26 protein-coding genes are annotated in these 26832 nt (G+C 63.9%); 15 read left to right on the top strand and 11 right to left on the bottom strand.

Features of this window, described 5'->3' with window-relative positions; translation table 11 throughout:
• The first annotated feature begins 26 nt into the window (after window positions 1–26).
• Both AC07SZ_RS14915 and AC07SZ_RS14910 read left to right on the top strand, forming a co-directional pair.
• Complete coding sequence (locus tag AC07SZ_RS14915) at window positions 27–614, top strand: YqaA family protein (RefSeq protein ID WP_056576186.1); 588 nt, start codon at window positions 27–29, stop codon at window positions 612–614.
• Between the two features lie 78 nt (window positions 615–692).
• Window positions 693–1211, top strand: a complete 519-nt coding sequence (locus AC07SZ_RS14910; protein WP_056576183.1) for a disulfide bond formation protein B — start codon at window positions 693–695, stop codon at window positions 1209–1211.
• Between the two features lie 189 nt (window positions 1212–1400).
• On the opposite strand, the gene AC07SZ_RS14905 is transcribed toward AC07SZ_RS14910, so the two are convergent.
• Together AC07SZ_RS14905 and AC07SZ_RS14900 are read right to left on the bottom strand one after the other, a co-directional pair.
• On the bottom strand, window positions 1401–1958 hold the full coding sequence (locus AC07SZ_RS14905) for an HNH endonuclease (RefSeq protein WP_008874122.1): 558 nt from the start codon (window positions 1956–1958) through the stop codon (window positions 1401–1403).
• Between the two features lie 128 nt (window positions 1959–2086).
• Window positions 2087–2728 (bottom strand): DNA-3-methyladenine glycosylase family protein, encoded by a 642-nt coding sequence (locus AC07SZ_RS14900; RefSeq protein ID WP_494914835.1) that lies wholly within the window; start codon window positions 2726–2728, stop codon window positions 2087–2089.
• A 75-nt stretch (window positions 2729–2803) separates the two neighbouring features.
• On the opposite strand from AC07SZ_RS14900, the gene gluQRS reads away from it, so the two are divergent.
• Window positions 2804–3679 carry a tRNA glutamyl-Q(34) synthetase GluQRS gene (gene gluQRS, locus AC07SZ_RS14895; RefSeq protein WP_494914834.1) on the top strand — a complete coding sequence of 292 codons (876 nt, stop codon included), beginning with the start codon at window positions 2804–2806 and terminating at the stop codon, window positions 3677–3679.
• Between the two features lie 145 nt (window positions 3680–3824).
• Window positions 3825–4730 (top strand): DMT family transporter, encoded by a 906-nt coding sequence (locus AC07SZ_RS14890; protein WP_172372069.1) that lies wholly within the window; start codon window positions 3825–3827, stop codon window positions 4728–4730.
• Window positions 4731–4819: 89 nt separating this feature from the next.
• Here the strand turns inward: AC07SZ_RS14890 and AC07SZ_RS14885 are convergent, their stop codons facing one another.
• Window positions 4820–5671, bottom strand: coding sequence for a YihY/virulence factor BrkB family protein (locus AC07SZ_RS14885; RefSeq protein WP_056576173.1), 852 nt, complete (start codon window positions 5669–5671; stop codon window positions 4820–4822).
• 59 nt (window positions 5672–5730) lie between these two features.
• Between AC07SZ_RS14885 and AC07SZ_RS14880 the strand changes: the two genes are divergently transcribed.
• From AC07SZ_RS14880 to AC07SZ_RS14850, 7 genes are all read left to right on the top strand, one after another.
• Window positions 5731–6597 carry an SDR family oxidoreductase gene (locus AC07SZ_RS14880; protein WP_494914831.1) on the top strand — a complete coding sequence of 289 codons (867 nt, stop codon included), beginning with the start codon at window positions 5731–5733 and terminating at the stop codon, window positions 6595–6597.
• 26 nt (window positions 6598–6623) lie between these two features.
• On the top strand, window positions 6624–6815 hold the full coding sequence (locus AC07SZ_RS14875; RefSeq protein WP_056576167.1) for a twin transmembrane helix small protein: 192 nt from the start codon (window positions 6624–6626) through the stop codon (window positions 6813–6815).
• Window positions 6816–6834: 19 nt separating this feature from the next.
• Window positions 6835–7416, top strand: a complete 582-nt coding sequence (locus AC07SZ_RS14870) for a cob(I)yrinic acid a,c-diamide adenosyltransferase (protein ID WP_056576164.1) — start codon at window positions 6835–6837, stop codon at window positions 7414–7416.
• A 31-nt stretch (window positions 7417–7447) separates the two neighbouring features.
• Window positions 7448–8248: a rhomboid family intramembrane serine protease gene (locus AC07SZ_RS14865; RefSeq protein WP_056576161.1), complete on the top strand. Its 801-nt coding sequence runs from the start codon at window positions 7448–7450 to the stop codon at window positions 8246–8248.
• Between the two features lie 233 nt (window positions 8249–8481).
• Entirely contained in the window at window positions 8482–9231 is a 750-nt protein-coding gene (locus tag AC07SZ_RS14860; protein ID WP_056576157.1) for an electron transfer flavoprotein subunit beta/FixA family protein, read from the top strand.
• A 20-nt stretch (window positions 9232–9251) separates the two neighbouring features.
• Window positions 9252–10181, top strand: coding sequence for an electron transfer flavoprotein subunit alpha/FixB family protein (locus AC07SZ_RS14855; RefSeq protein ID WP_056576154.1), 930 nt, complete (start codon window positions 9252–9254; stop codon window positions 10179–10181).
• A 116-nt stretch (window positions 10182–10297) separates the two neighbouring features.
• The gene (locus AC07SZ_RS14850; protein WP_015315562.1) at window positions 10298–11176 is read left to right on the top strand and encodes a 3-hydroxybutyryl-CoA dehydrogenase; all 879 of its coding nucleotides are present in this window, start codon (window positions 10298–10300) and stop codon (window positions 11174–11176) included.
• A 143-nt stretch (window positions 11177–11319) separates the two neighbouring features.
• On the opposite strand, the gene AC07SZ_RS14845 is transcribed toward AC07SZ_RS14850, so the two are convergent.
• The 3 genes from AC07SZ_RS14845 to AC07SZ_RS14835 form a co-directional block, all read right to left on the bottom strand.
• Window positions 11320–13299, bottom strand: coding sequence for a PAS domain S-box protein (locus tag AC07SZ_RS14845; protein WP_246738926.1), 1980 nt, complete (start codon window positions 13297–13299; stop codon window positions 11320–11322).
• A gap of 164 nt (window positions 13300–13463) precedes the next feature.
• Entirely contained in the window at window positions 13464–14102 is a 639-nt protein-coding gene (locus AC07SZ_RS14840; RefSeq protein WP_056576147.1) for an NrsF family protein, read from the bottom strand.
• A 1-nt stretch (window position 14103) separates the two neighbouring features.
• Entirely contained in the window at window positions 14104–14655 is a 552-nt protein-coding gene (locus tag AC07SZ_RS14835; protein ID WP_056576145.1) for a sigma-70 family RNA polymerase sigma factor, read from the bottom strand.
• Window positions 14656–14944: 289 nt separating this feature from the next.
• On the opposite strand from AC07SZ_RS14835, the gene AC07SZ_RS14830 reads away from it, so the two are divergent.
• The 3 genes from AC07SZ_RS14830 (at window position 14945) to AC07SZ_RS14820 (ending at window position 18787) form a co-directional block, all read left to right on the top strand.
• Entirely contained in the window at window positions 14945–15952 is a 1008-nt protein-coding gene (locus AC07SZ_RS14830) for an iron ABC transporter substrate-binding protein (RefSeq protein WP_056576143.1), read from the top strand.
• Between the two features lie 175 nt (window positions 15953–16127).
• Window positions 16128–17708: an ABC transporter permease gene (locus tag AC07SZ_RS14825; protein ID WP_494914827.1), complete on the top strand. Its 1581-nt coding sequence runs from the start codon at window positions 16128–16130 to the stop codon at window positions 17706–17708.
• The gene (locus AC07SZ_RS14820) at window positions 17705–18787 is read left to right on the top strand and encodes an ABC transporter ATP-binding protein (protein WP_172372063.1); all 1083 of its coding nucleotides are present in this window, start codon (window positions 17705–17707) and stop codon (window positions 18785–18787) included. Before AC07SZ_RS14825 ends, AC07SZ_RS14820 begins: the two co-directional genes overlap by 4 nt.
• A 97-nt stretch (window positions 18788–18884) precedes the next feature.
• Here the strand turns inward: AC07SZ_RS14820 and ugpC are convergent, their stop codons facing one another.
• From ugpC to AC07SZ_RS14800, 4 genes are all read right to left on the bottom strand, one after another.
• On the bottom strand, window positions 18885–19985 hold the full coding sequence (gene ugpC, locus AC07SZ_RS14815; protein ID WP_494914825.1) for a sn-glycerol-3-phosphate ABC transporter ATP-binding protein UgpC: 1101 nt from the start codon (window positions 19983–19985) through the stop codon (window positions 18885–18887).
• A 12-nt stretch (window positions 19986–19997) separates the two neighbouring features.
• The gene (locus tag AC07SZ_RS14810) at window positions 19998–20912 is read right to left on the bottom strand and encodes an ABC transporter permease subunit (RefSeq protein ID WP_202325807.1); all 915 of its coding nucleotides are present in this window, start codon (window positions 20910–20912) and stop codon (window positions 19998–20000) included.
• A gap of 7 nt (window positions 20913–20919) precedes the next feature.
• Window positions 20920–21804 (bottom strand): carbohydrate ABC transporter permease, encoded by an 885-nt coding sequence (locus AC07SZ_RS14805; protein ID WP_056576131.1) that lies wholly within the window; start codon window positions 21802–21804, stop codon window positions 20920–20922.
• Window positions 21805–21968: 164 nt separating this feature from the next.
• Window positions 21969–23321, bottom strand: a complete 1353-nt coding sequence (locus AC07SZ_RS14800; RefSeq protein ID WP_494914824.1) for an extracellular solute-binding protein — start codon at window positions 23319–23321, stop codon at window positions 21969–21971.
• A 318-nt stretch (window positions 23322–23639) separates the two neighbouring features.
• Between AC07SZ_RS14800 and AC07SZ_RS14795 the strand changes: the two genes are divergently transcribed.
• Window positions 23640–26090 carry an EAL domain-containing protein gene (locus AC07SZ_RS14795; protein WP_494914822.1) on the top strand — a complete coding sequence of 817 codons (2451 nt, stop codon included), beginning with the start codon at window positions 23640–23642 and terminating at the stop codon, window positions 26088–26090.
• 61 nt (window positions 26091–26151) lie between these two features.
• Here AC07SZ_RS14795 and tlpA read toward each other — a convergent pair whose 3' ends face one another.
• Entirely contained in the window at window positions 26152–26832 is a 681-nt protein-coding gene (tlpA, locus tag AC07SZ_RS14790) for a thiol:disulfide interchange protein TlpA (RefSeq protein ID WP_494914821.1), read from the bottom strand.

Raw genomic sequence — 26832 nt, 5'->3', positions numbered from 1 at the left:
TTATGGACCATGCATTAGGAGAGCCTATGCTTCGCGGACTGTACGACTGGACCTTGTCGCTGGCGGCCCGCAAATCCGCGGAATGGTGGCTGGCCTTCATCGCTTTCGTCGAAAGCTCTGTGTTCCTGGTGCCGGCCGATGTGCTCTATCTGCCGATGGCGCTGTCGCGGCCGGATCGTGCTTATCGCTATGCGCTGATCGCCACCGCCGCCTCGGTGCTGGGCGGCATTGCCGGCTGGTTCATCGGCCACTACGCCTATGAGGCGGTGGCACGGCCGATCCTCGAATTCTACGGCAAGTATGATGAATTCGAGCAACTGCGCACCTCGTCGGGCATCGGCTTCATCATCCTGATGCTGATCACCTCGGGCGCGGCGCACCTGCCGCCGATCAAGGTGGTGACGATCCTGTCCGGCGTCATCGGCGTCAATCTGGCGCTGTTCATCGTGCTGGCCATCGTGGCGCGCGGCGCCCGTTTCCTGCTGCTGGCCTGGTTGTTGCGCCGCTACGGCGAGTCGATCCGCGAGTTCATCGAAAAGCGCCTTGGCCTGATCGTCGGCGCTGCCGCGGCTGCCCTGATTTTGCTCTATATCCTGATCAAATACGCGCTCTGAGGCCCCGGTCTCAAAACCGGGTGACGGTTTTGAGGAGCAAGCGGACCGGCGGGTGGCGAACACAACGGACGAAAGCCCATGACAGCGACCATGAATATCGATACCGCACGCCAGCGGACGCGGACCGCCCTGTTTCTCGCCGTCGCCATGGCCGCGACCGTCGGCTCGGCGCTCGGCTTCCAGTATATTGGCGGCTACATCCCCTGCCATCTCTGCCTGGAACAGCGCACCCCCTACTATATCGGCGTGCCGCTGATGGTGCTGGCGGTGATCGCATCGATGCTGCGCGCGCCCGCCTGGCTGACGCGCGGCCTGCTGGGCATTGGCGGTCTCCTGATGCTCTACGGCCTCTATCTCGGCGTCTACCATTCCGGCGTCGAATGGCAGTGGTGGGCCGGCCCGACCGACTGCACGGCGGGCGCCGGCCCGGTCGACACCGGCGGCAAGGGCGTGCTCGACGCGCTCGACAAATTCGTGCCGCCCTCCTGCGACAAGGCGGCTTTGCGCATCCTCGGCCTGTCGCTGGCCGGTTGGAATGCCATCGCCAGCCTCGTCCTGGCCGCTGTCGCCTTCCGGGGTGCGCTGGCCCGCGACTGATCAAATTCGATTGTGCCCCACGGCGCATGGTTCGAGCAAAATTCGGCAGGCTGAGTCGAATGGCGCGGCTTTCGAGAACCGGAGCGGAGCGTACTTAGGTACGTGAGCAAAGTCCAACTGCGACGCAGTAGAACGGGGAAGCACAGAAAGCTGCGTCAAGCGGCCAGCATGGCGGATTTCTGCCGAACTCTATGGTTCGAGTTCGACATCCCAGTAGAGATAATCCATCCAGCTTTCATGCAGATGGTTCGGCGGGAACAGGCGGCCGTTGTTGTGCAGGTCGTGCACCGTCGGCTGGTAAGGCTTCTGCAGCGGCCACATCTTGGCGTGCGCCGGCATCATGCCGCCCTTCCTGAGGTTGCAGGGCGAACAGGCGGCGACGACATTCTCCCAGGTCGTCGCGCCGCCGCGATGGCGCGGGATGACATGGTCGAAGGTCAGATCCTCGGGTGTGCCGCAATACTGGCATTGGAAGCGATCGCGCAGGAACACATTGAAGCGGGTGAAGGCCGGATGCCTGGACGGCTTCACATAGGCCTTCAGGCTGACCACGCTCGGCAGCTTCATGGAGAAGGTCGGCGAAGACACCGCATGCTCGTATTCGGCGACGATGTTCACCCGGTCGAGGAACACCGCCTTGATGGCATCCTGCCAGGACCAGAGCGACAAGGGGTAATAGCTGAGCGGACGGTAATCCGCATTCAGCACCAGTGCTGGAAGCCCATCCGGAGATACGGCGACCGTCACGTGTTTACCTCCTTGGTTCTAGACCCGAACGGCGCGGATACTGTAAGCCCGACATGACAGGGATGTGAAGCGGATTGTCGCTTGCCCAAAGCGTCAAAAACCCCCGATTTTTATGCTTTTTTGCGGATTCAGGATGACGGCGCGGCGTCCCTGCCCCTGGTTTCGCGATAATAGGACCAGAAAAGCCGCGATGCGACACCTCGCCACGGGCTCCATGATTCGGCCAATGCGATCAATGTTTTCTCCGGCGGACGCGGGTCGATGCCGAGCGCGTGGCCGACCGCCGTTTGCAGCGCGACATCGCGCGCGGGAAAGATGTCGGGGTGCCCGGCGGCAAACAGAAGGTACACTTGCGCCGTCCAGGGACCGATGCCGGGCACCGCGGTCATCGCCGTGATCGCATCGACCGCGTCGAGCGAACAGAGGTGATTGAGGTCGAGCCCGTCGGCCACGGCCTGGGCAACCGCGATCAGTCCGCGCTGCTTGGGCCGCGACAGGCCGGCCTCGCGAAACATGTCCTCGCCGGCGGCCAGGATCGCCTGCGGCGTCAGCGGATCGACGAGCCTGGTCAGCCGGCCGAAGATCGCATCGGCGCTCGCCCGGGAGACCTGTTGCGAGACGATGATCGAGGCCAGGCTCCTGAACCCCGGCTCCGAAAGCCTGAGCGGCACCTCGCCGGCCATGCCTCGCACCTTTTCCAGGCGCGGGTCGATGATGCAAAGCGCATCGAGCCCGCGGGCAATGTCGTCCAGTGTGGCAATGCGTTGCATGGTTTCCTTGTCCTGGAATGTGCCGCAAGGTAGCAACCGCCGAAACAGCAGCACAACCCGATTGCCGCCAGAGACATGACGCTCCTGACATTCCGCTTCGCGCCCAGCCCCAACGGCGAACTGCATCTCGGCCATGCCTATTCGGCGCTGCTCAACCAGAAGCTCGCAAAGGCCAGCGGCGGCCGCCTGCTGCTGCGCATCGAGGATATCGACACCACGCGCTGCACGCCGCAATTCGAGGCCAGCGTGCTTGCCGATCTGAAATGGCTGGGGCTTGGCTGGGAAGAGCCGGTGCGCCGCCAGTCCGAGCATTTCGCGGAGTATCGGGCGGTGCTTGACCGGCTGATCCGTGAAGAACTCGTCTATCCCGCCTTCATGAGCCGAGGCGACATCAGGGCCTTCATCGCCGATAGCGAAAGGCGCGGGCGTGACTGGCCGCGCGATCCCGATGGCGTGCCGCTCTATCCCCCAGCAGACAAGGCGCTGCCGGTGAAAGAACGCAAACGGCGCATCGCCTGCAACGAGCCTTTTGCCTGGCGGCTGGATGTCGGCGCCGCCATGGCGCGTGTCGGCAGGGATCTCGCCTGGACCGAATTCACCGATGAGACGCTATCCGCGACGCGCCCTGTCGAGGCCCGTCCACAGGATTGGGGCGACGTGATCGTGGCACGGCGCGACATCCCGACCAGCTACCACCTCGCCGTCATTGTCGACGACGCCCTGCAACGCGTCAGCCATGTCGTGCGCGGCCAGGACCTGTTTTCCGCCACCGGCGTGCAGCGCCTGCTGCAGGAATTGCTCGTGCTGCCGCAACCCGCCTATTTCCACCATCGGCTCATCCTCGGGCCGGACGGGCGAAAACTGTCGAAGAGCCTTGGCGACACCGGCCTTGCCAAGCTGCGCGGGGCCGGCGCGACACCTGACGACATCAGGCGGATGATCGGACTTTGACCTCCACGAGGTCGGGAGAACCGCATGCCGGACGCGCCGCCGATTGAATTCCCGTGATGCATGGATCAATCGTTTCGTTTTGCGCGCTGCGTTGAACGGGACTAGAGCATCGCCACGGTCAACTCTCTGCGGCGGTCTCCGGAAAATGCACAGCATCAAGCGGTTCATCCCCGCCACCTTCGTCGTCCTGTGGGCGACCGGCTTCATCGGCGCGCGCTACGCCATGCCATGGGCGGAGCCGTTCACCTTCCTCGCCGCGCGTTTCGTCATCGCCGCCATCCTGCTGGCTACCCTGATGCCGGTGCTGGGCTCGAAGCGAGCCACCCGCAAGGAGGCGCTGCACGCCACCGGCGCCGGCGTGCTCATGCATGGCGTCTATCTCGGCGCCGTCTTCTGGGCCATCCACAGGGGCATGCCGGCAGGGTTTTCAGCCCTGATCGTCGGCCTGCAACCGCTGATCACGGCGGTGCTTGCCGGCAAGTTCCTCGGCGAGGCAATCCTGCCGCGCCACTGGCTTGGCCTGGGCATTGGCCTGATCGGCATCGTCATCGTGCTGTGGCCAAAACTTGGGGCGCTTGGCGGCGGCGTCACCGCCGCGACCCTGACCGCCTCGTTGGTCTCGGTGCTCGGCATGAGCGCCGGCACCATCTGGCAGAAGCGTTTCGCTTCCGGCGGCGACCTCGTGGCCGCCACCATGTGGCAATATGTCGGCGGCGCCTCGCTGATGATCCTCGCCGCGCTTGCCTTCGAGACGCACACCGTCGTCATCAACGGCGAACTGATCTTCGCCATGGCCTGGCTCGTACTGGTGCTGTCGCTCGGCGCCATCTTCCTGTTGATGGTGATGATCCGCGACGGCGAGATGTCGAAGGTCGCCTCGCTGTTCTACCTCGTCCCGGCGGTAACGGCGGTCATCGCCTGGGCGTTGTTCGACGAGCAGCTCAACGCGCTGCAGATCGTCGGCATGGCCATCACGACTTTCGGCGTTGGCCTGGCAACGGCGCGGCAGACCAGGGGAAGATTGCAGGCAAGGGAGGAATTGAGGAATTGAGGAAGAAGCACGCCACGCCGGATATGGCCACTTTTCTTCACTTCCTCAATTCTCCAGCTCTTCAATTCCTCAATCCGACCGGCACCGCCTCATCCCACCCGGGCACGCGCCTCCAGATAACGGCTGATCGCGGCATTGAGCTCGCCGCCAAGGATGAAGATCGCCGAGACGATGTAGAGGAAGACCACCGCGATCATGATCGAGGCCAGCCCGGCATAGGTCGTCACATAGGACGAGAAATGGTCGAGATAAGTGGCGAACATCGTCGAGCCGATGAGCCACGCCGCCAGTGTGAAGACGATGCCCGGCACCAGCGAGACGAAGCGGCGCTTGCCGGCCGGCAGCCAGTAGTGCACGGCAAACAGCCCGCCGATGATGACGGTTGAGGCGATGACGTAGCGCCACAGCGTGATCGTGCCGGTATAGGGCTTGATCCACTCGAAATGGGCTTCCGCCAGCCGCGCCAGCAAGGGCGCGAACACCAGGAGCACGCTGATGGCAAGGAACCCGGCGGTGGCGATCAGCACGAAGAAGATGCTCTGCACACGACGGTAGATGATGCCGCGCGTCTCGGTGACGCGATAGGCCCGGTTGAGCGACGTGCGCAGCGCTTCGATGCCGTTCGAGGCAAAGTAGGCGGCAAGCAGCACGCCATAGGTCAGCAGGTCGGTGCGCCGGACGGTCAGCACGTTCAGCACCTCATGCGCGATCGGCTTGGCGATCTGATCGGGCCAGGTGTCGAAGACCAGGTGCACGGCCGTGTCGGCAAAGGCCTCGGCGCCAAGGAAGCTGCCCAGCGTCGTGGCGAAGATCAGGAACGGAAACAGCGCCATCAGCGAAGTGATCGCCAGATGGCTGGCCATAGCCCAGCCGTCATCGGTGTTGAAATGGCCGAGAGCGTCGTAGAGCACGCGGCGCAGGGCGACAATATTCCGCAGCAAAAACGCGCGCTCCCCTTCGATTGTCTAGACGCCGCGAATATGGGAAGTGAATGCGGCAAATGGCAACCCTTCGTCAAACCACGAATTCTCCAGCGGCCGAGTTGCGCACCGTCATCGTCACCGGCGCGTCTTCAGGGGTAGGCGCCTATTGCGCCCGAGCGTTGAAGGCCGAGGGCTGGCGGGTGTTCGCGACGGCGCGCAAGCCGGAAGACATCGCCGCCCTCGAAGCGGACGGCATCGAGGCTTTTTACCTCGACTACGGCGAGCCGGATTCCATCGCCGTCCTGGTGACTTCAGTGCTCCAACGCACCGGCGGCCGGCTCGACGCCCTGTTCAACAATGGCGCCTACGCGCAGGCCGGTGCGGTCGAGGACCTGTCGGTGGCCGCGCTCAAGGAGCAGTTCGAGGTCAATTTCTTCGGCTGGCACGATCTGACCCGCCGTCTGGTGCCGGTGATGCGCCACCAGGGTCACGGCCGCATTGTCCATTGCTCGTCGATACTCGGCCTCGTGCCGGTGCGCTTTCGCGGCGCCTATTCAGCGTCGAAACATGCGCTCGAGGCGCTGATGCTCTGCCAGCGCCAGGAACTGGAAGGCAGCGGCATCCATGTTTCGCTCATCGAGCCGGGGCCGGTGAAATCGAAGATCGCCAGCAACGGCCTGCCCTGGTTCCTGAAAAACATCGATATCGAGAATTCCGTGCACAGTGCGGACTATGCCGCGCAGCTGGAACGGCTGCGGGCCGGCGGCAGCCAATCGACGCTGAAGCCTGGGCCGGAGGTGGTCCACAAGGTTCTGCGCCATGCACTTCTGTCGCGGCGCCCGCGCCCGCACTATGTGGTAACAGTGCCGGCCAGGATCGGCGTTGTATTCAAGCGCATCCTGCCGGCATCGATGCTCTACCGCCTGATGGCCAAACGCGCCTGAACGCGAAAACAACTGGAAACGCAACAATGGCAACCGTCTTCAATATCCTCGCCATTCTGGTCATGGCCGCCGTGGTGATCGTGCTGATCCGGGGCCTCGTCAACATGATGCGCGGCGGTACCGGCGTCACCTCGAACAAGCTGATGCAGGCACGCGTCATGCTGCAGGCCGTGGCGCTGGTGCTGATCCTGCTTGCGGTGTATTTCACCCGCAAATGAGGACCGTTCGGGAGGCGATGTGGTCAAGCTCAACAAGATCTACACCCGCACCGGCGATGACGGCACGACAGGACTCGGTACCGGGGAACGGCGGCTGAAATCCGACCTGCGGGTGGATGCCTACGGTACGGTCGACGAGGCCAATGCCTGCATCGGCGTTGCCCGTGTCCACACGGCAGTGAGCCACCCGGCGATCGATGCCATGCTTTCGCGCATCCAGAATGATCTGTTCGACCTCGGCGCTGACCTTGCCGTACCCGACGACGGCAAGCCGCTGGGATATGAGCCTTTGCGGATCACGCCCGTGCAGACCGACCGGGTCGAAAAGGACATCGACCTCCTCAACAAGGATCTGCAGCCGCTCAAATCCTTCGTGCTCAACGGCGGCACGCCGGCTGCCGCTGCCCTGCATCTTGCCCGCACCGTGGTACGGCGGGCCGAACGGCTGATGGTGGCGCTGGCTCAAGATCCGGCCGAGCATGTCAACCGCGACGGGCTGAAATACATCAACCGCGTCTCGGACTTCCTGTTTGTCGCCGCCCGGGCGGTCAATGACAATGGAAATGCCGACGTGCTATGGGTTCCTGGCAAGAACCGCTGAACGGACCGAAAGCGGGAGGGGCCAAACACGCATGTTCATCCCGCTTTACGACACCAACAGGCTGCGCCACATCCGCCTGCAATATGTGACGATCGGCCTGATCGTGGTCAACGCGCTGGTCTATTGCGCCACCGCGCTCGGCGGCGAGAATTTCACCAACGCCGCCGTGCTTGGCCTTGGCTTCATTCCGTCAGTCGTCCATGACACGGCCGAACTCGACCCTCGCTTTGTCATCATCCCCGAAAGCCTGAGCTACCTCACCTATTCCTTCCTGCATGCCGACATCTTCCACCTTGGTGGCAACATGCTGTTCCTGTGGGTGTTCGGCGACAATGTCGAGGATGCCCTCGGTCACATCCGCTACCTCATTTTCTATCTCCTGTGCGCCGTCGCCGGCGCCGCCTTCCAGAGCTTCGTCGCCTGGGACTCGCAGGTGCCGCTGATCGGCGCCTCCGGCGCCATCGCCGGCGTGGTCGTCGCTTACCTGATCCTCTATCCCAGGGTGAAGGTCTGGGTGCTTGCCTTTGCCCGCATACCACTGCGCATTCCGGCCTTCATCCCGCTTATCCTGTGGGTGCTGTTCCAAGTCTTCATGTTCGCCGCTGGTGGCGAGGATCAGATTTCCTGGGCCTGCCACATCGGCGGCATCATTGCAGGCGCGGTGCTGGTGCTTGTCCTGCGCAGCCGCGGCGTACCGCTTTTTGCCGGCGCCGATGAGGATACAGTGGTTCCCACTCCCGACCAGCCGACGGTTGCCGCTCGGCCAGCGGCGCCCGAACCGCCCGCCACCACGGCGCGCTGGGGCCGGGGAAACCCTTCTGGCCCAAACTGAACCGATTTGAGCCGCTTTCAGCGTATTGACGTCAAGGGTTGCCCCAACTACGGAAACGTCTCCGTCCGAGCCCGGGGCTGTTAAGGAGCAGTCAAGACGGGCAAAGACCAGAATTTCCATCCGGCCAGAATTCCGTCTGGCCGGAATTCGGTCAGGAATGTCGGCTTTCGACAACTCAGAAAGGGCGCAGGCTGTTATAGCGCGCCCAACTAGCGTGAAGAGGTGACAGGCAAATGAAGATCCTTGTGCCCGTGAAGCGGGTTGTGGATGCGAACGTCAAGGTTCGCGTGAAGGCTGATGGTTCGGCGGTTGAGCTCGCCAACGTCAAGATGGCGATGAACCCGTTCGACGAGATCGCGGTGGAAGAGGCCATCCGGCTGAAGGAAGCCGGCAAGGCCGAGGAGATCATCGTCGTCTCGATCGGCCCGCAGCAGGCGCAGGAGACGCTCCGCACCGCGCTCGCCATGGGCGCCGACCGCGCCATCCTGGTCAAGACCGACGAACAGACCGAGCCGCTCGGCGTCGCCAAGGTGCTGAAGGGCGTCGTAGAGGCCGAACAGCCCGGCCTCGTCATCCTCGGCAAGCAGGCGATCGACGACGATTCCAACCAGACCGGCCAGATGCTGGCGGCACTGCTCGGCTGGGCGCAAGGCACCTTCGCCTCCAAGCTCGTGCTCGACGGCGACAAGGCCAAGGTGACGCGCGAAGTCGACGGCGGCCTGCAGACGGTGGAACTGAAGATGCCGGCGATCGTCACCGCCGACCTTCGCCTCAACCAGCCGCGCTACGCCTCGCTGCCCAACATCATGAAGGCCAAGAAGAAGCAGCTCGACGAGAAATCGCCGGCCGACTACGGCGCCGACGTCAAGCCGCGCCTCAAGGTCATCAAGACCGAGGAGCCGGGCGGCCGCAAGGCGGGCGTCAAGGTCAAGAGCGTCGCCGAACTGGTCGACAAGCTCAAGAATGAAGCCGGCGTGCTCTGAGATCGGAAGGAACAGATAAAATGGCAATTCTCCTTATCGCGGAACACGACAACGCCACCCTTTCCGACCAGACCGCCAAGGCGCTGTCGGCGGCGCTGCAGATCGGTTCGGACGTGCATGTGCTGGTGGCCGGCAAGGGCGCCAAGGGCGCTGCCGACGCCGCCGCCAAATTGAAGGGCGTGAGCAAGGTGCTGCTCGCCGAAGCCGACGAACTCGCCGAGCGCCTCGCCGAACCGACGGCAGCCCTCGTCGTATCGCTGGCTGGCGCTTACGACACCATCATCGCCCCGGCGACCTCGTCGGGCAAGAATGTCGCGCCCCGCGTCGCGGCGCTGCTCGACGTCGCGCAGGTCTCCGAGATCATCGAAGTGGTCTCGCCCGACACATTCAAGCGTCCAATCTACGCCGGCAACGCCATCCAGACGGTGCAGTCGACCGACGCCAAGAAAGTCATCACCGTGCGCACCGCCTCCTTCCAGGCGGCGCCCGAGGGCGGCTCTGCCGCTGTCGAGACCGTCAAGGCGGCCGCCAATCCGGGCCTGTCCTCCTTCGTCGAGAACAGACTCTCGGAGACCGATCGTCCTGAACTGACCTCTGCCAAGATCATCATCTCGGGCGGCCGCGCGCTCGGCTCGTCGGAGAAGTTCCAGGAGGTCATCCTGCCGGTAGCCGACAAGCTCGGCGCCGCGGTCGGCGCATCGCGCGCCGCCGTCGATGCCGGCTATGCGCCGAACGACTGGCAGGTCGGCCAGACCGGCAAGGTCGTCGCCCCCGATCTCTACATCGCGGTCGGCATCTCCGGCGCCATCCAGCACCTCGCCGGCATGAAGGATTCCAAGGTCATCGTCGCCATCAACAAGGACGAGGAGGCCCCGATCTTCCAGGTTGCCGACTACGGCCTCGTCGGCGACCTCTTCGTCATTCTGCCGGAGTTGCAGAAGGCGCTTTGACGCTCTCTGGCAAAGCGTATTAAATGCTTGGGGTGGGGTAGACGAAGTCGCCCCGCCCTTTTAGTTTGCACCGCACAAAAAGCAGGCTGCAAAGGCCTTTTGACGGGATCGGTGTAATGAGCAAGATCGAGACGATCGGCATCATCGGCGCAGGCCAGATGGGTGGGGGTATCGCCCATGTCTCCGCGCTTTCGGGCTACAAGGTGCTGATCTACGATATATCGCCCGACCGCATCGAGAAGGGCATCGCCACCATCAGCGGCAACATGGCCCGCCAGGTGGGCTCCGGCAAGCTCGATGAGAAGCTGCGCAACCAGGCAATGGCGCGCATTGCCTCGGCACCGACGATGGCGGATCTCGCCGGCGCCGATCTGGTGATCGAGGCGGCAACCGAGGACGAGACCGTCAAGCGCAAGATCTACGCGCAGCTCTGTCCGCAGCTCAATCCCGAAGCCATCCTGGCGACCAACACCTCGTCGATCTCGATCACCCGGCTTGCCGCGCAGACCGACCGGCCGGAGCGTTTCATCGGCATACACTTCATGAACCCGGTGCCGCTGATGAAGCTGGTCGAACTGGTGCGCGGCATCGCCACCGAGGACCAGACCTTCGAGGCGGCGAAGACCTATGTGAAGCAGCTCGACAAGACGATCACGGTCTCGGAGGACTTCCCGGCCTTCATTGTCAACCGCATCCTGTTGCCGATGATCAACGAGGCGATCTACACGCTCTATGAGGGTGTCGGCTCGGTCGACGCCATCGACACCGCAATGCGGCTCGGCGCCAACCATCCGATGGGGCCGCTGCAACTGGCCGATTTCATCGGCCTCGACACCTGCCTGTCGATCATGCAGGTGCTGCATGACGGCCTGTCGGATTCGAAGTACCGCCCCTGCCCGTTGCTGGTGAAATATGTCGAGGCGGGCTGGCTCGGCCGCAAGACCGGGCGTGGCTTCTACGACTATCGCGGCGAGCATCCCGTTCCGACGCGCTAGAGCAACTCCAGGAAAATGTGGGCGGATTTCCCGGGAAAAGCGCGTAGCGCTTTCCCCAGGGAATTGCGTCAGAACAAGGCGTTAGAGTGGTTCACCGTTTCCGTGAAACGGTGAAGTGCCCTGGCGTTTCGGCCGGCCGCCGCTCACGACGCCGCGGCGAGCGGCTTGGGCGCTGCCGATCCGTGGTCGGCAATACTGCCGTCCGGCGCCACGCAGACGCATCCGCGGCCGGCGGCCTTGGCCGCATAGCAGGCCGCATCGGCCCTTGCGATGATCTCATCGGCTTCGCCGCAATCGGCATTGATCGCCGCCAGCCCGATACTGGCGCCGATCGCGTGCGGCCGGCCATCCCAGGTGAAGTTCAGGCCGGCTATCGCATCGATGATGGAGCGCGCCGCGATCCTGGCACCGGCGGTCGAACCCGATTTCAGGATGACGGCGAATTCGTCGCCCCCAAGGCGCGAGACGATGTCCTCGGGACCAAGCACGCCGCGCACGGCTTCGGCGACCCGCTTCAGCAAGGCGTCTCCGGCGGCGTGACCACCCGTGTCGTTGACCAGCTTGAAATGGTCGAGGTCGATGAACATGAACTGATGGCCGCCCCCGGCCGGCGTGCCGTCCTTGCGTGACTGCTCGACCAGTTCCTCCATCGTTCGGATGAAGCTCGAGCGATTGGCAAGGCCGGTCAATGCGTCATGTGCTGCGGCGTGGGCAAGCTGGCGCTGCAGCGCGCGCGCATCGGTGAAGTCCTGGAAGACGATGACCAGCCCGCAGAATTCATTGCGCTCGTTCATGATTGGCGACACGACCTGGCGGATGCTGCAACGCGTGTTGTCGCGGCGGACCAAGACGGCGCGGCTGTTCTGGTCGGCGGGAGCCTCCCCGCCGATCGCCGGCCGCGTCACGCCGATCCTGTGACCCGTCTCCTCGTCGACCGCCCAATAGACATGGCCGAGCGTCTTGCCGAGAGCCGCCTCGCCGGAAACGCCGGTCAGTTTCTCGGCAACCGGGTTCATGAAGGTGACGCGGTTCGCCGCATCGGTGCAGATAACGGCATCGCCGATCGACTGCAGCGTCACCCGCAGCCGCTCCTTCTCATCGGCCAGCATTGCCGCCGACACGGTCAGGCGCTCCTCGATCTCCTTGCGCCGGGTGATGTCGGTCAAGCTGCCGATGGCCCTGATCAGACGCCCGTCCTCGTCGCGCTCGATGGCTTTGCCGCGATCGAGTATCCAGATCCAGCGGCCGTCCTTGTGGCGCATCCTGAATTCGGCTTCGAAGAATGGCGTCTTGCCGTCAAGGTGGGCACGATCCGCTTCGGCGACGGTCTCGCGGTCGTCGGGATGGATCATGGTCAGCCAGCGGTCGGGATCGCCATCAAGCTCGCCCTCATCGAACCCCAGCATCTTGACCCAGGTCGAGGAATAGGTTGTGCCGCCCTTGCGCATGTCGAGGTCCCACACGCCCTGACCGGCGCCGGCGAGCGCGAAATTCCAGCGCGTCTCAGCCTCGGCGATGCGCGCCTCGGCCTGCTTGCGCGCGTCGATGTCCTCGATCTGCGAGACGAGATAGAGCGGACGACCGCTTTTCTCGTCACGAATGACGGAGCCGGCGAGATGCGCCCAGACCGGCGTGCCGTCCTTGCGCAGGTAGCGCTTCTCGAAGTGGAACGCATGGGCGGTCCCGGCTTTCAAATCCTCCATCGTTTCGCGGCCGATCTGCAGATCGTCGGGATGCGTGATCTGGAAAAAGGTCAGCGCCTCGATTTCTTCGCGGCTGTAGCCAAGCATGGTCGCGAAGGCCGGATTGGTTTCGAGTATGCGCCCGTCCAGCGCGACAATGGCGATGCCGATCACCGAATCCTGCATCGCCCGGCGAAAGCGCTGCTCTCCCTCCGCCATCTGTCGTCGATCTTCCGAGATGCGACCGATGAAAAGATAGGCGAAGAAAAGCGCGCAGACTGTCACCGCTACCGATATCTGAAGACAAAGTCTGAGCGCTTCGGCGCCAAGGTCCAGCCTGGACAGCACAAGGGAGGCCGACATCACGCCAAAACCGGCCACAAGCAGCGCCAGCGCTGGATGCTTGTAGGCTCCCGGCCCGATCATTCCTCGCAAAGTCACGATCCGTACCACCCCCGTGGGCAATCGCTTTTTCCCGCTAAAACCCTGAAGGATCGATTTTAAGGAAAGGTTGCCCCGGGGCGTTGGCGACATGGACAACCGGCAAACAATTGCCGGCATGATTAAGGATCGGTATGCGCTATGGGGTGGTCGCAGGTATCCTGCTACCAGCGCACGAAGAACCGCCCGCCGAGCGCGCCAAGCAAGGCGAGCGCAGCGATCGCGATCGTGTACCAGGTGGCGACGAACAGCGGCGAATCGTCGAAGCAGTGCGCGGCGTAGAAGGTCGCCGCCAGTCCACCGGCAAGTAGGCCCGCGACAGCGCCGGCAAGCACCGGCCGCGTCGGCGCGCCGTAGCGCAGCATCCACAGGAAGATCGCCAGCGGGCCAATGCCGATCAGCGGAATGAAGCTCATGCAGATCATCATGTTGGAACCGACCATGCGCGTGCCCCACAACGCCTCCGGCACCATGAAGAGCTCCAGAACCACGGCCACGGCCACCAGCAGAGGCGCGGCCAACATCCCTGCCATCGCCCGACCCGTCGACGCACCCGGCGTCGACAAAGCGCGGATCAGGGCGAAGGCGCTGACGGCCAGCACGATGGTGAAAACGAATTTCGACAGGAAGCGCATCGTATGCGCGGCCACCATGAAGTCGGGGCGCGGGCCGATCGTCAGCAGGAAAACGACGGCCGCGATGACAATGGCCGCACCGGCAGCCAGCCACCAGGCCGAGCGCAACGGCATCGCCTTGCTGCTTGCATCGGCGTCGAGCGCCTTGATGAGATCCTCGGTCCTCATGTCATTCCCGCCCAAATCGCCCTTGCCCAAATCGCTTGGCTATGGCGGCAAGCCCGCGATGCAGCGACACACGCACCGCCGTCTCGCTGATGCCGAACTTCGCTGCCGTCTCGCCGATCGAGCGGCCTTCCACCGATACGGCCGAGACCACGGAACGCTGTGCCGGCGGCAGCCCGTCAAGGGCACGGTTGATGTCGCGCTCACTGACGGTTTCGGTTTCCGGTTCGGCGAAGGTCTCGGCGATATCGTCGACATCGATCTCGATGCGCCGACCGCGCCGCCGGAACGCGTCGATCAGCTTGAAGCGGGCGATCGCATAGACCCAGGGCAGGACCGGTGCGTCCTGGCGCCAGGTATGCCGTTTCACATGAATGGCCAGCAAGGTTTCCTGCACGACATCCTCGGGATCGACCCCGCCCTGCACGATCTTGCGCCTCACAAAACCGCGGATCAGTGCGGCAATCCGGTGGAGAAAGTCGGCATAGGCCTTTTCATCTCCCGCGATGGCGGCCCGCAACAGCCGGGAAAGCTCGGCCTCGTCCTTGCCGCTCACAAGAGTTCACTCCCCGGTTTTCGCACCTCGGCGCAGATTTGTTACGTGGCCGGCGAAATAATGTCCAAGCCAAACTATGGGCAAGTCACGAAAGTTTGCGAGGCGGCCCATGAATTCCATGTCGATGGCTGTATCCCGGAGCCACGGCCACCGGGCCACCTATCGGGTGGCATGTCGTCTCGGTGCCGCGAAGCGCAAAACCGTGATGAACGGAATTCAATCTTGACTAGTGCATTCATGAATTGATACTCGGTCGCATCCGCAGCGCGGACAACCCGAGGAGTACCCCATGAAATCGCCCCTTCTTGCCCTTGCCGGTGTCGCCGCATTTGCAATCAGCCTGGCTGCCGGTCCGGCAATGGCCGAGGATGCGGGCATCATCGTCTACAACGCCCAGCATGAAAGTCTGGCCAAGGAATGGGCCGAAGGTTTCACCAAGGAAACCGGCATCAAGGTCACGCTGCGCAATGGCGGCGACAGTGACTTCTCCAACCAGATCGTCGCCGAGGGTGCCGCCTCGCCCGCCGACGTGTTCCTCACCGAAAACTCGCCGGCCATGGTGCTGGTCGAGAATGCCGGCCTGTTCGCGCCGGTCGACGCCGACACGCTGGCTCAGGTGCCGCAGGACTATCAGGCGGCCAGCGGCAAATGGGTGGGCGTGGCCGCGCGCAGCACCGTCTTTGCCTACAACACCACCAAACTCAAGGCCGACCAGTTGCCCAAGTCGCTGCTCGACCTTGCCGACCCGAGCTGGAAGGGCCGCTGGGCGGCATCGCCCTCGGGCGCCGATTTCCAGGCCATCGTCAGTGCGCTGCTGCAGCTCAAGGGCGAGGCCGCCACGGCGGACTGGCTGAAGGCGATGAAGGATAACTTCACCGCCTACAAGGGCAACAGCACCGTGATGAAGGCGGTCAATGCCGGCGAGATCGAAGGCGGCGTGATCTACCACTATTACTACTTTGGCGATCAGGCCAAGACCGGCGAGAACAGCAAGAACGTCGCGCTGCACTATTTCAAGAACCAGGATCCGGGCGCTTTCGTCTCGGTCTCCGGCGGCGGCGTGCTCGCCTCGAGCAAGCATCCGAAGGAAGCCCAGGCTTTCCTGAAGTGGGTGACGGCCAAGGGCGGCCAGGAAGTGCTGAAGAACGGAACCTCCTTCGAATACGCGGTCGGCAAGGGCACGGAATCCAATCCGAAACTGGTGCCGCTGGCCGATCTGCAGGCACCGAAGGTCGACGCCGCGACGCTGAACTCCAAGAAGGTCACCGACCTGATGACGGCAGCCGGCTTGCTTTAGTTGCTGTTCGTCCTAATAAGGACAGACCGACCGAGCTCCCGCGGGACTTCGCCTTCCGCGGGAGCGTTTTGTTTTTCGAGATGGCATTCGTCGATGACGACACGCTGCGTTCCTGACCGCGATCGTGGTCCCTCTATTGCCGCCACCGCACCCCAACCGTGTGGTGTCTGAGCCGATGCAGCCCGCGGTCGATCTCGCGCGCGCTGGCTTGCCGCCGACGATGCGCCGAAACGCGCGGCGGCGGGCGGCACCCTGGCTTGTCACCGCCGCTCTTCTGGTCTCGCTGCTCGCCCTTCTGCCGCTCGCCTTCATCATCTGGACCGCGGTGCAGACGGGCTGGGAAACCGTTTCGGCGCTGGTCTTTCGGCCTCGCGTCGGCGAACTGTTGGTCAACACCACCCTGCTGGTCCTGCTGGCAGTGCCGATCGCCATCGTGCTGTCTGTCGCGCTGGCCTGGCTGACCGAGCGCAGTGACCTGCCTGGCGCCAGGCTTTGGGCCTGGCTGTGCGTGGCGCCGCTTGCCATTCCGGCTTTCGTGCACTCCTATGCCTGGATCACCATGGTTCCCGGGCTGCACGGCCTGTGGGCCGGCGTACTGGTGTCCGTGATCGCCTATTTCCCCTTCCTGTATCTGCCCGTATCGGCGGCGCTGCGCCGCCTCGACCCCGCCCTGGAGGACGCGGCCTCAGCCCTTGGCCTCGGGCCTTGGCGCGTGTTCTGGCGTGTCGTGGTGCCGCAACTCAGGCTGGCCATCTGCGGCGGCTCGCTGCTGGTCGGACTGCATCTGCTGGCCGAATATGGCCTCTACGTCTTCATCCGCTTCGATACCTTCACCACGGCGATCGTCGACCAGTTCCAGTCGACCTTCAACGGACCCGCCGCCAACATGCTGGCCGGCGTGCTGGTGACCTGCTGCTTCGTGCTTCTGGGCCTCGAAGTGCTGGTGCGCGGAGAAGAGCGCTACGCCCGCGTCGGCTCCGGCGCGGCGCGCCACCAGCAACGCACGCGCCTCGGCCGCGCCACCATCCCGAGCCTGGCCTTGCTTGCCGTCACCACGTTGCTGGCGCTTGGCGTGCCGTTCGTGACCATCGGCCGCTGGCTCATCGCCGGCGGCGCCGAAGTCTGGCGTCTCGACGAGATAAGCCTGGCACTGGGCCAGACGCTGTTCCTGTCGCTTGCCGGGGCCTTGCTTGCCACCGTCGCCGCCATGCCGATGGCCTGGATCTCGATCCGCGCGCCGGGACCGTTGCAGCGCCTGCTTGAGGGGTGCAACTACATCGTCGGCTCGCTGCCGGGTGTCGTCATCGCGCTGGCGCTGGTCACCATCACCGTGCGTATCGCCCTGCCGCTTTATCAGACGCTGTTCACCATCCTGGTCGCCTATGCACTCATGTTCCTGCCGCGCGCGCTGGTCAGCCTGCGCGCCTCGATCGCCCAGGCCCCGGTCGAGCTCGAGCGCGCCGCGTCCAGCCTCGGCAGGCCGCCGCTCAACGCGCTGTGGTCGACGACCATCCGCCTGTCGGCGCCCGGCGCCGCGGCCGGCATGGCGCTGGTGGCGCTCGGCATCATGAACGAGCTGACCGCGACCCAGATGCTGGCGCCAAACGGCACCCGCACGCTGGCGATGGCGTTCTGGTCCTACAGCGGCGAGATCGATTACGCCTCGGCGGCACCTTACGCCTTCATCATGGTGGCGATGTCGCTGCCTCTGACATGGCTGCTCTATGTCCAGTCGAAACGGATGGCGGGACGATGAGCTTCCTCGAAATCAGCGGCCTGAAAAAGCATTACGGCCCGGTCGCGGCCCTTGCCGGCATCGACCTCGATGTCGCCAGCGGCAGCCGGACCGCGATCGTCGGCCCCTCCGGCTGCGGCAAGACGACCTTGCTGCGGCTGATCGCGGGCTTCGAGGCACCGGACCAGGGCCGTATCATGCTCGACGGCAAGGTGCTGGCCAATGGCGGCGCCGCCGTCCCGGCACATCGCCGCGGCATCGGCGTGGTGGCACAGGACGGTGCCCTGTTCCCGCACCTGACCATATCGGACAATATCGGTTTCGGCATGGACCGGGGCGAGGACAAGCGCGCCGAGCGCATCGTCGAGCTCGCCTACATCGTGGGGCTGGACAAGGCGATCCTCAAGCGCCGCCCGCACGAACTTTCAGGCGGCCAGCAGCAGCGTGTGGCGCTGGCCCGCGCCATGGCGATGAAGCCGCGGCTGATGCTGCTGGACGAGCCGTTCTCGGCACTCGACACCGGCCTGCGCGCCTCGATGCGCAAGGCGGTGGCCGAGCTTCTGGAGGCGGCCGGCATCACCACCATCCTGGTGACGCACGACCAGGCCGAGGCGCTGTCCTTCGCCAGCCAGGTGGCGGTGATGCGCGACGGCATATTCTCGCAGGTCGGCACGCCGCGCGATCTCTACCTCAAGCCGAAGGACAGGATGATCGCGGAGTTCCTCGGCGATGCCATCATCCTGCCGGCGAGCATCTCGGGCGGCTTCGCCAGCTCGCCGCTTGGCCGCATCGCCGTCGACACTTCGGACAGTCGCGATGTCGCCCGCATCATGCTGCGGCCGGAGCAGATCGGGCTGAAACGGACGTCGCGCGAAGGTATGTCAGGCACGCCGGACATGTTGTTCGGCGAGGTGACGGAATCGGAATTCGCCGGCGCGACGTGCACGATCGCGGTGCGGCTCCTGAACAACGCCGATCCGCCGGACGCCGCCGCGATAGGCAACACGCCGCTGATCCTGCGCAAATCCGGTATGGACGCGCCGGCCGTCGGCGAGATCGTGCGGCTCACCGTGTCGGGAAAGGCGCATGTGTTCGCCTGAAGCGCGACGGCACCGCCGGCGCGCAATGGACAGTTCAGGCGATGCGTTCGCGGGTATCGGCTGACCAGATCGGCCACTGCTCGAGGAGGCCTGAAGATCAGAGCGCCGGTTCGGGCACGGACGCCTTGAAGACATCGAGGCGGCTTCCCGTCTCCGACGAGAAGAAATGCATGTCCTCGGGCAAGATCTTCAAGCCAACAGCACTGCCGGGCTCGGGGCGGACCGCCTCGGACGTCATCACCGAAAACGGCGCGCCGTCGAGATCGACATGGATCACCCTCCCCGCGCCCAATTCCTCGACCAGGTCCACGGTGGCGTCGAGCGCGCCGGCCGTGCCCGGTGCCACCAGCCGTACGGCTTCCGGCCGGATGCCCATCGCCACCTTCGTGCCGACCGGCAGGCCGGCGCGAGCGATAGCCAGGCGCCGTCCGCCGCCAAGCAGCGACAGCCCGTCGAGCTCGACCGTGCCTTCCAGAATGTTCATCGCCGGCGCGCCGACAAAGGTGGCGACGAAGCGGCTGGCCGGGCGGGTGTAGATTTCACCCGGTGTGCCGACCTGTTCGACGCGTCCGCCATTCATCACCACCAGCCGGTCGGCGAGCGTCATCGCCTCGACCTGATCGTGCGTGACGAAGACGGAGGTGGCGTTCAGGCGGCGATGCAGCTTGCGGATTTCCGAGCGCATCTGCACGCGCAGCTTGGCGTCGAGATTGGACAGCGGTTCGTCGAACAGGAACACCTTCGGTTCGCGGATCATCGCGCGGCCCATGGCGACGCGCTGACGCTGGCCGCCGGAAAGCGCCATCGGCTTGCGGTCGAGCAGATGTTCAAGCTCCAAAGTGCGGGCAACCGACTGGATCCGCTGCGTGCGTTCGGCCGAGGGCACACCGGCGACCTTGAGCGAATAGCCGATGTTCTGAGCGACGCTCATATGCGGATAGAGGGCGTAGTTCTGGAACACCATGGCGCAGCCGCGCTCGCGTGGCTCCAACTTGTTGACGACAGTGCCGTCGATCGCGATCTCGCCGCCGGAAATCTCTTCCAGCCCGGCGATCATGCGTAGCAGCGTGGACTTGCCGCAGCCGGACGGTCCGAGGATGACGACGAATTCGCCGGAGGCGAAGTCGAGGTCGACACCGTGCACGACCTGCGTCCTGGCATAGTTCTTCTTGACGCCGCGTATTGCGATGGAGGCCATTTTTGTCTCCTCTTATTTCTCGGTGGCGATCAGACCGCGCACGAACCAGCGCTGCATCAGCACCACGACGATCAGCGGCGGCAGCATGACGATCAGCGTCCCCGCCATGGCGATGTTCCATTCCGGAATGCCGCCGACATTGGGGATCAGTTGCTTGAGCTCGGTGACCGCCGTGGCGTGCGACTGGTCGGTGGTGATGAGCAGGGGCCAAAGATACTGGTTCCAGGCCCATAGGAACATGATGGTGCCAAGTGCCGCCATGTTGTTGCGCGACAGCGGCAACAGGATATCGATGAAGAACCGCAGTGCCCCCGCGCCGTCCATGCGCGCCGCCTCGGTCAGTTCATCCGGCACCGTCAGGAAGAACTGCCGGTAGAGAAACGTGCCGGTGGCCGTCGCGATCAGCGGCATGATCAGCCCGGTATAGGAATTGAGCAGCCCGAGACTGAGCGAGACCTGCACGCCCGACACCTTCTCGATCAGCCAGCTCAGGCCGGTCACGTCCAGAATCGCCTGATAGGGCGACAGCACATTGGCAACGACCGCGTAGGTCGGCACGATGCGCACCTCCAGCGGCAGCATCAACGTCACGAAGATCAGCCAGAAGATGAAGGTGCGCCCGGGATAGCGGAAATAGACGATCGAGAAGGCGGTGAGCGCCGAGATGATCACCTTGCCGGCGGCGACACCTGCCGCCATGATGAAGCTGTTGAGCAGCTTGGGGCCGAGGTCTGCCGTCGTCCAGGCGGTCTTGATATTGACCCAGAAGTCGCTGCCCGGCAGCAGCGACATCGGCACGTCGTTGACATCCCTGAGATTGTGCGACGCGGCGATCGCAACGACCACGAACGGCGCGATGCAGAAGACGAAGCCGATGAACAGGATCAGGTGCGTGAAGAAATTGAGGAACGGAGTGCGCTCGACCATGGCGATCTCACCTGTAATGCACGCGCCGCTCGATGAAGCGGAACTGGAAGATGGTGAGCACGATGATAAGCAGCATCAGGATAATGCTCTGCGCGGCGGCGCCCGAATAATCGAGGCCTTTGAAGCCGTCTGAATAGATCTTGTAGACCATCAGATTGGTGGCGTTCGCCGGGCCGCCAGCGGTCATGATGTCGACGATGCCGAACGAATCCTGGAAGCTTTCGGTGATGTTGATGACCAGCAGGAAGAAGATCGTCGGCGTGATTAGCGGGAACTGGATGTCCCGGAAACGCCTGATGACACCGGAACCGTCCATCGCGGCGGCCTCGATCAGCGAACGCGGGATGGCCTGGAAGGCGGCCAGGAAGAAGATGAAGTTGTAACCGACGTATTTCCACGAGAAGGCGACGATGATCGAAGCCATGGCGTCGGCGCCGTCGAGGCCGGGATCCCAGAAGCCGGGCCAGACCCGGTTGACCACGGCCATGAAGCCGGCTTCCGGCGCCAGGATGAAGCGGAACGCCATCGCCAGCGCCGGCGCGGCGATGCCATAGGGCCAGATCAGCACCACGCGATAGAGACGCGAGCCGGCGAGTTGCCGATCGGTCAGGGCCGCGAGCACCAGCGCGATGAACATTGCAAGCCCGGTGCTGATCCCGGCAAAAATCAGGCTGGCGGTGATGGAGTTCCAGTAATCGGCGTTGGACAGGATCGAACGGAAATTGTCGAGCCCGACCCAGATGTTGCCGCCGCCCCAGGGTTGCTGCAGCGTCAGCGACCAGTAAACGGCCTGGCCGGCGGGCCAATAGAAGAACGTGAAGATCAGGAGGAGCTGCGGCACCGCGAAAAGGATGCCGATCGTCCATTTGCCGAAAGTGACGCGTTTTTCCATCGATCCGCCGATGCCGTTGAACCGCCGGTCCGCTTTCCCGGCGGAAGACTACTGCATGTCTCCGAAACGGATCCCGGTTTCGGGATAAGGGCATGCGTAAATCAAAACTTGTACGAAATGGCCGTCCGTCGAGTCCCGACGGACGGCCGCTCCGCTATCCGGGATTAGGGCAGGGTCTTGCCCGGATAGGTCTGCTGGAAGCGGTCGAGGATGGCATCGCCATTCTTGACCAACGTATCGAGGCCCTCCTGGACGCTGACCTTGTTGGCGAAGATCGCCTGCATCTGCGTACCGAACTCGGCGCGGATCTGGGTGAAATTGCCCAGGCGCACACCGCGGGTGATTTCGGTCGGTTCGGAAGCGGTCAGGCTGGCGATCGCGACTTCACGGCCCTTGTAGGGAGCCTTGTCGTAGAACCCGCTCGACTTCATGTAGTCGAAGCCCGACTTTGTCACCGGGATGTAGCCGGTGTTGGTCGACCAGAACAAGGCGGTCTTGGGGTCGTGGATGAAGTTGAGGAACGCGGCCGCGCCCTTGTATTCCGCATCCGACTTGCCCGAGAGAACCCACAGGGAGGCGCCGCCGACGAGCGAATTCTTGCGCTCGGTGCCGGCATAGACGGGCAGCTCGGCGACATCCCAGTTCATGCCTTCCTTCTGCGTCTTGCCGACGGTGCCATGGTCGCCGACCGAGGTCAGGATGACCTGGCAGGTGCCCGAGGCGAAGGCCTGGACCATGTCCTGGCCAAGATCCTTGGACTTGATTTTGATGAGACCGGCGTCATACCACTTCTTGAGATCGGTGACGTACTGGACGAATTTGGTCTTGTTGACTTCCAGGCGCGCGTCGAGGCCGTCATAGCCGTTGCTCTTGGTGGCGATCGGCTGGTTGTGCAGCGCCGAGAACTGTTCCATCAGCTGCCAGCTTTCGTTGGCCGAGATGTTGATCGCCATCGGGCATTCGTAGCCGGCTTCCTTCATCGCCTTGAGATCGGCGCCGACATCTTCCCAGGTCTTCGGCGCCTCGGCCTTGCCGATCTTGGCGAAGGCATCCTTGTTCCAGTACATCAGCGCGGTCGAGGAATTGAACGGGAAGGACAGCATCTCGCCCTTCGACGTCGCGTAGTAGCGCGCGATGCCGGGGAAATAGTCCGCGTAGTCGATCTTGTAGCCGTTTTCTTCCATCAGCTTGTCGGCGGGCTTGTAGGCGCCGGACAGCATCATGGTGGCGGTGCCGACATCATAGACCTGGACGACGGCCGGCTGCTTGCCGGCGCGGAAGGCGGCAATGGTGTTCTGCAGCGTGGCGTCGTAGTTGCCCTGACTGGTGCAGACGACTTCATAGTCCTTCTGCGACTCGTTGAAATTCTTGCACAGCGTGTCGACGACGCGGGCGAGGTCGCCCGAAAGGCCGAACCAGAAATCGAATTTTACCGGCTCCGCAAAGGCAGGCATCGCCAGCGCGGTGCTGAGCGCACCTGCGGCAAGGGCAGCAAGGCCCCGCTTGATCATGGTCATGGTTTTTCCCTCTTGAGTGGCTGGTGACAAGGGTCTTGCGCAAGTCCTTGCCCGCTCTCTTAGAGAAGGTATGTGACAGTTCTGCTGTGGCGCTCAGGCCTTTGCACGGCTGCTCGCTGCTCTCGCTCGGCGGCTTGGCCGGCATCAAAACGTCGCACCGGCGCCTTGGATAGCTAGGGCGACCGAAATCCTGGCATGCTACGGGCTTCACGCCGGAAATGCACGCTACAGTTGCAGGCGACTTCATCGATCCTTCAACGGCCAAGCATTAATCAGTCATATTTCGTTTTTTATTTCCGATGGGCTTGGGGAAATAAGATGTTGACGGTCTATAATTGCATCGTGAACCAGCACGATCTGAGACTGGTCGCACTCGCCGCGCTGATCTGCGGAATTTCCTGTTTCTCTGCTGTCAATCTGCTTCACCACATCAGCCGCTCGACGGACAGGAACCGGCTTGCCTGGCTGATGATCGCGGCCACCTCGACCGGCTTTGGCATCTGGGCAACGCATTTCATCGCCATGCTTGCGTTCACGCCGGGCATACCCAGCGCCTACGATCCGGGGCTCTCCGTGCTCTCGCTGGCCGCTTCGGTGACGCTGACGGCGGCAGGTATCTGGATCGCCACCTTGCGGGACGAACTTGACTATCATCTCGTCGGCGGCGCCGTTCTAGGTGGTGGCATCGCGGCCATGCACTACACGGGCATGGCGGCATTCGAGGTTCAGGGCCGGATCGAGTGGAACCTGTTGCTGGTCGCCGTTTCCCTGCTGGCGGGCGTAACGCTCGCGGCGCTGGCGCTGCGTGTCGTGCTGCGCCGCCCCTCCTTGCCGGCGACGTCCGTCGGCGCGGTGCTTCTGACGCTGGCGATCTGCACCTTGCACTTCATCGGCATGAGCGCCGTCTCGATCTTTCCCGATTCCTCGATCACCATCTCCGAATATACGATCGCGCCGACCTCGCAGGCCTTCGCGGTCGCCGCCGCCACGCTGGTCATCCTGGTGCTGTCGGCATCGGCGCTGTGGATCGACCTGCGTTTCCGTCGCCAGAAGCTCGAGGTCGACCGCATGCACGGCCTGGCCAATGCCGCCGTGGAGGGGCTGATCGTCTGCGACGGCAACCGCATCGTCAGCGCCAATGACAGCATGGGCAAGCTGGCCGGCACGCCAGCCGCGGCGCTGCACGGCAAGGAACTGGGCGAGCTCTTCGACGAACGCACCGCAACCGACGCGGCCAGCCTGGAAGGCCAGCCGCGAGAGGCGGAGTTGAGGAACAGCGACGGCGCGCAAATTCCCGTCGAACTGATCGCCCGAAGCATCGACTATTGCGGCAAACCCCACAATGTCATCGCCGTCCGCGACATCCGCGAACGCAAGAAGGCTGAGGAGGAAATCCTTCGCCTCGCCCATTTCGACCCGCTGACAGGGCTTGCCAATCGCCGCAGTTTCTCGAGCCGCCTCGACGCGGAAATCGCATCCATGAACCGGGCCGGCACTGCCGAGACGGCCGTCAAAGGCCGGCATCTCGCACTTCTGCTGTTCGACCTCGACCGTTTCAAGGAAGTGAACGACCTCTACGGACACGGCGCCGGCGATGCGATGCTGCACAAGGTGGCAAGCTGCGCGGCGGGCGTTCTGCGCCAAGGACAATTGCTTGCACGCCTTGGCGGCGACGAATTCGCCATCATCGCCCCCAACCTGCCCGACCCGCAGGCGGCGGGCCGCATCGCAGGCTCGGTTCTCGCCGCCATGCGTGAAGAAAACCGGTCAGCGGCCGGTGGCGGGCTGGTCTCTGCCAGCATCGGCATCGCGATCTATCCGCTCGATGCCGGGGACCAGACCAGCCTGATCAGCCATGCCGATACGGCACTCTACCGGGCCAAGACCGAAGGCAGGGACACCTATCGCTATTTCGAGGCGTCGATGGGCACCGAGGCCCGCGACAGGCGCGTGATGGAGCACGAATTGCGCCAGGCCGTCGCGCGTGGCGAATTCTACCTCGTCTATCAGCCGCAGAAAGAGATCAGCAGCGGCAGGATGGTTGGCTTCGAAGCCCTGATCCGCTGGCGCCATCCCGAACGCGGCGACGTTTCCCCGGCCATATTCATCCCGGTCGCCGAGGACAGCGGCGCCATTGGGCAGATCGGCGACTGGGTGCTCGACGCGGCCTGCGAGGAAGCCGCCCGCTGGGAGAATCCGCTGATGGTCGCCGTCAACGTCTCCGCGGTACAGCTTCACAATCCCAATTTCAGCCGCAAGGTCCATGAGACCCTGCTGAAGACAGGCCTTGCCCCGACACGACTGGAACTCGAGATCACCGAAACAGCGCTGGTGAAGGACATGCCGCGCGCGCTGGCAACCCTGCGGCAGGTCAAGGCGCTTGGCGTGCGCGTCGCCATGGACGATTTCGGAACCGGCTATTCCTCCCTCTCCAACCTGCGCGCCTTCCCGTTCGACAAGATCAAGATCGACGCCTCCTTCATCAAGGCGGTCGACACGAACGGTCAGGTAGCGGCGATCGTGCGCGCCGTGCTGGGGTTGGGACGTGGCCTCGGCCTGCCGGTCCTTGCCGAAGGCGTCGAGACGCTTGGCGAGCTCAAATTCCTGGACGCGGAAGCCTGCGAGATCGGCCAGGGCTACTATCTCGGCAAGCCGGCGCCGATCGAGGCGTTTGACGATCTGACCGGCCATGGCAAGCGCGCTCCGGTGCGCGTCGCTCCCCAGGACGGCAATCTCGTCTTGCTCAAACCAAACGTGCGCTCCGCGTGAGCAATTCGAGGAAATGGGTAAAACGGTTTTCCCCGGGAATTGCCTCAAGACACTCTGATGTTCACGATCCGAGCGCCGTCTCGACCAGCCGCTTGGCGTCAGGCCCCGACCATTCGGCCGGACCGTTCATATGGGCGATCAGGCAGCCTTCGCCATCGATCAGCAGGGTGACGGGAAGGCCGAGTGCCAGGCCCCGTGCCTTGAGGTCGTTGAACAGGGCCACCGTCGAATCCCGGTAATAGCCGAGCGCCTCGACGCCGGTGTCCCTGAGGAACTTCTTCGGCTTCACATCGTCGCCGGCATCGACATTGACGGCGACGACCTGGAAGGCGGCGCTGCCTTTCTCCTTCTGCAGCGCATCGAGCGCAGGCATTTCGGCGCGGCACGGCGCGCACCATGTGGCCCAGAGGTTGAGCAGCACTGTCTTGCCCGCATGGTCGGCGATCGTCATCGGCTTGCCATCCGGGCCATTGAAGGCGAGGCTCTTCATGGATTGCGGCGGATCGGCGGGCAAAAGTGCGGCGACCTCGCCGGTGGCCGAGGCCGCTACCTTCTTGGCGCGGTCGTTCTTGGCGGCACAGGCGATGTCGTCCTTGCTCTCGCCGACCGCCGCTTGGGGCGCGGCGTTGTTGCCAGACCGGCTCTCGCTGACATATACCGCGACCGCGCCGGCCAGCGCTCCCGCCACCAGGGCGGCGAGGATCAGGCGCGGGGCCGGGAAAAATCTGTTTCCGTCTGCCAT

It is taken from the genome of Mesorhizobium sp. GW821-FHT07A06, assembly GCF_059419085.1.
This window is presented reverse-complemented; position numbering and strand designations above follow the sequence as displayed.

Excerpts from the sequence above, each read along its gene's own strand:
- gluQRS (WP_494914834.1), top strand. The coding sequence starts at position 2,804 with ATGACGCTCCTGACATTCCGCTTCGCGCCCAGCCCCAACGGCGAACTG.
- AC07SZ_RS14875 (WP_056576167.1), top strand. The coding sequence starts at position 6,624 with ATGGCAACCGTCTTCAATATCCTCGCCATTCTGGTCATGGCCGCCGTG.
- AC07SZ_RS14865 (WP_056576161.1), top strand. The coding sequence starts at position 7,448 with ATGTTCATCCCGCTTTACGACACCAACAGGCTGCGCCACATCCGCCTG.
- AC07SZ_RS14830 (WP_056576143.1), top strand. The coding sequence starts at position 14,945 with ATGAAATCGCCCCTTCTTGCCCTTGCCGGTGTCGCCGCATTTGCAATC.
- tlpA (WP_494914821.1), bottom strand. The coding sequence starts at position 26,832 with ATGGCAGACGGAAACAGATTTTTCCCGGCCCCGCGCCTGATCCTCGCC.
- AC07SZ_RS14825 (WP_494914827.1), top strand. The coding sequence starts at position 16,128 with ATGCAGCCCGCGGTCGATCTCGCGCGCGCTGGCTTGCCGCCGACGATG.
- AC07SZ_RS14800 (WP_494914824.1), bottom strand. The coding sequence starts at position 23,321 with ATGACCATGATCAAGCGGGGCCTTGCTGCCCTTGCCGCAGGTGCGCTC.
- AC07SZ_RS14900 (WP_494914835.1), bottom strand. The coding sequence starts at position 2,728 with ATGCAACGCATTGCCACACTGGACGACATTGCCCGCGGGCTCGATGCG.
- AC07SZ_RS14795 (WP_494914822.1), top strand. The coding sequence starts at position 23,640 with ATGTTGACGGTCTATAATTGCATCGTGAACCAGCACGATCTGAGACTG.
- AC07SZ_RS14890 (WP_172372069.1), top strand. The coding sequence starts at position 3,825 with ATGCACAGCATCAAGCGGTTCATCCCCGCCACCTTCGTCGTCCTGTGG.
- AC07SZ_RS14860 (WP_056576157.1), top strand. The coding sequence starts at position 8,482 with ATGAAGATCCTTGTGCCCGTGAAGCGGGTTGTGGATGCGAACGTCAAG.
- ugpC (WP_494914825.1), bottom strand. The coding sequence starts at position 19,985 with ATGGCCTCCATCGCAATACGCGGCGTCAAGAAGAACTATGCCAGGACG.
- AC07SZ_RS14810 (WP_202325807.1), bottom strand. The coding sequence starts at position 20,912 with ATGGTCGAGCGCACTCCGTTCCTCAATTTCTTCACGCACCTGATCCTG.
- AC07SZ_RS14840 (WP_056576147.1), bottom strand. The coding sequence starts at position 14,102 with ATGAGGACCGAGGATCTCATCAAGGCGCTCGACGCCGATGCAAGCAGC.
- AC07SZ_RS14850 (WP_015315562.1), top strand. The coding sequence starts at position 10,298 with ATGAGCAAGATCGAGACGATCGGCATCATCGGCGCAGGCCAGATGGGT.
- AC07SZ_RS14880 (WP_494914831.1), top strand. The coding sequence starts at position 5,731 with ATGGCAACCCTTCGTCAAACCACGAATTCTCCAGCGGCCGAGTTGCGC.
- AC07SZ_RS14805 (WP_056576131.1), bottom strand. The coding sequence starts at position 21,804 with ATGGAAAAACGCGTCACTTTCGGCAAATGGACGATCGGCATCCTTTTC.
- AC07SZ_RS14855 (WP_056576154.1), top strand. The coding sequence starts at position 9,252 with ATGGCAATTCTCCTTATCGCGGAACACGACAACGCCACCCTTTCCGAC.
- AC07SZ_RS14915 (WP_056576186.1), top strand. The coding sequence starts at position 27 with ATGCTTCGCGGACTGTACGACTGGACCTTGTCGCTGGCGGCCCGCAAA.
- AC07SZ_RS14910 (WP_056576183.1), top strand. The coding sequence starts at position 693 with ATGACAGCGACCATGAATATCGATACCGCACGCCAGCGGACGCGGACC.
- AC07SZ_RS14820 (WP_172372063.1), top strand. The coding sequence starts at position 17,705 with ATGAGCTTCCTCGAAATCAGCGGCCTGAAAAAGCATTACGGCCCGGTC.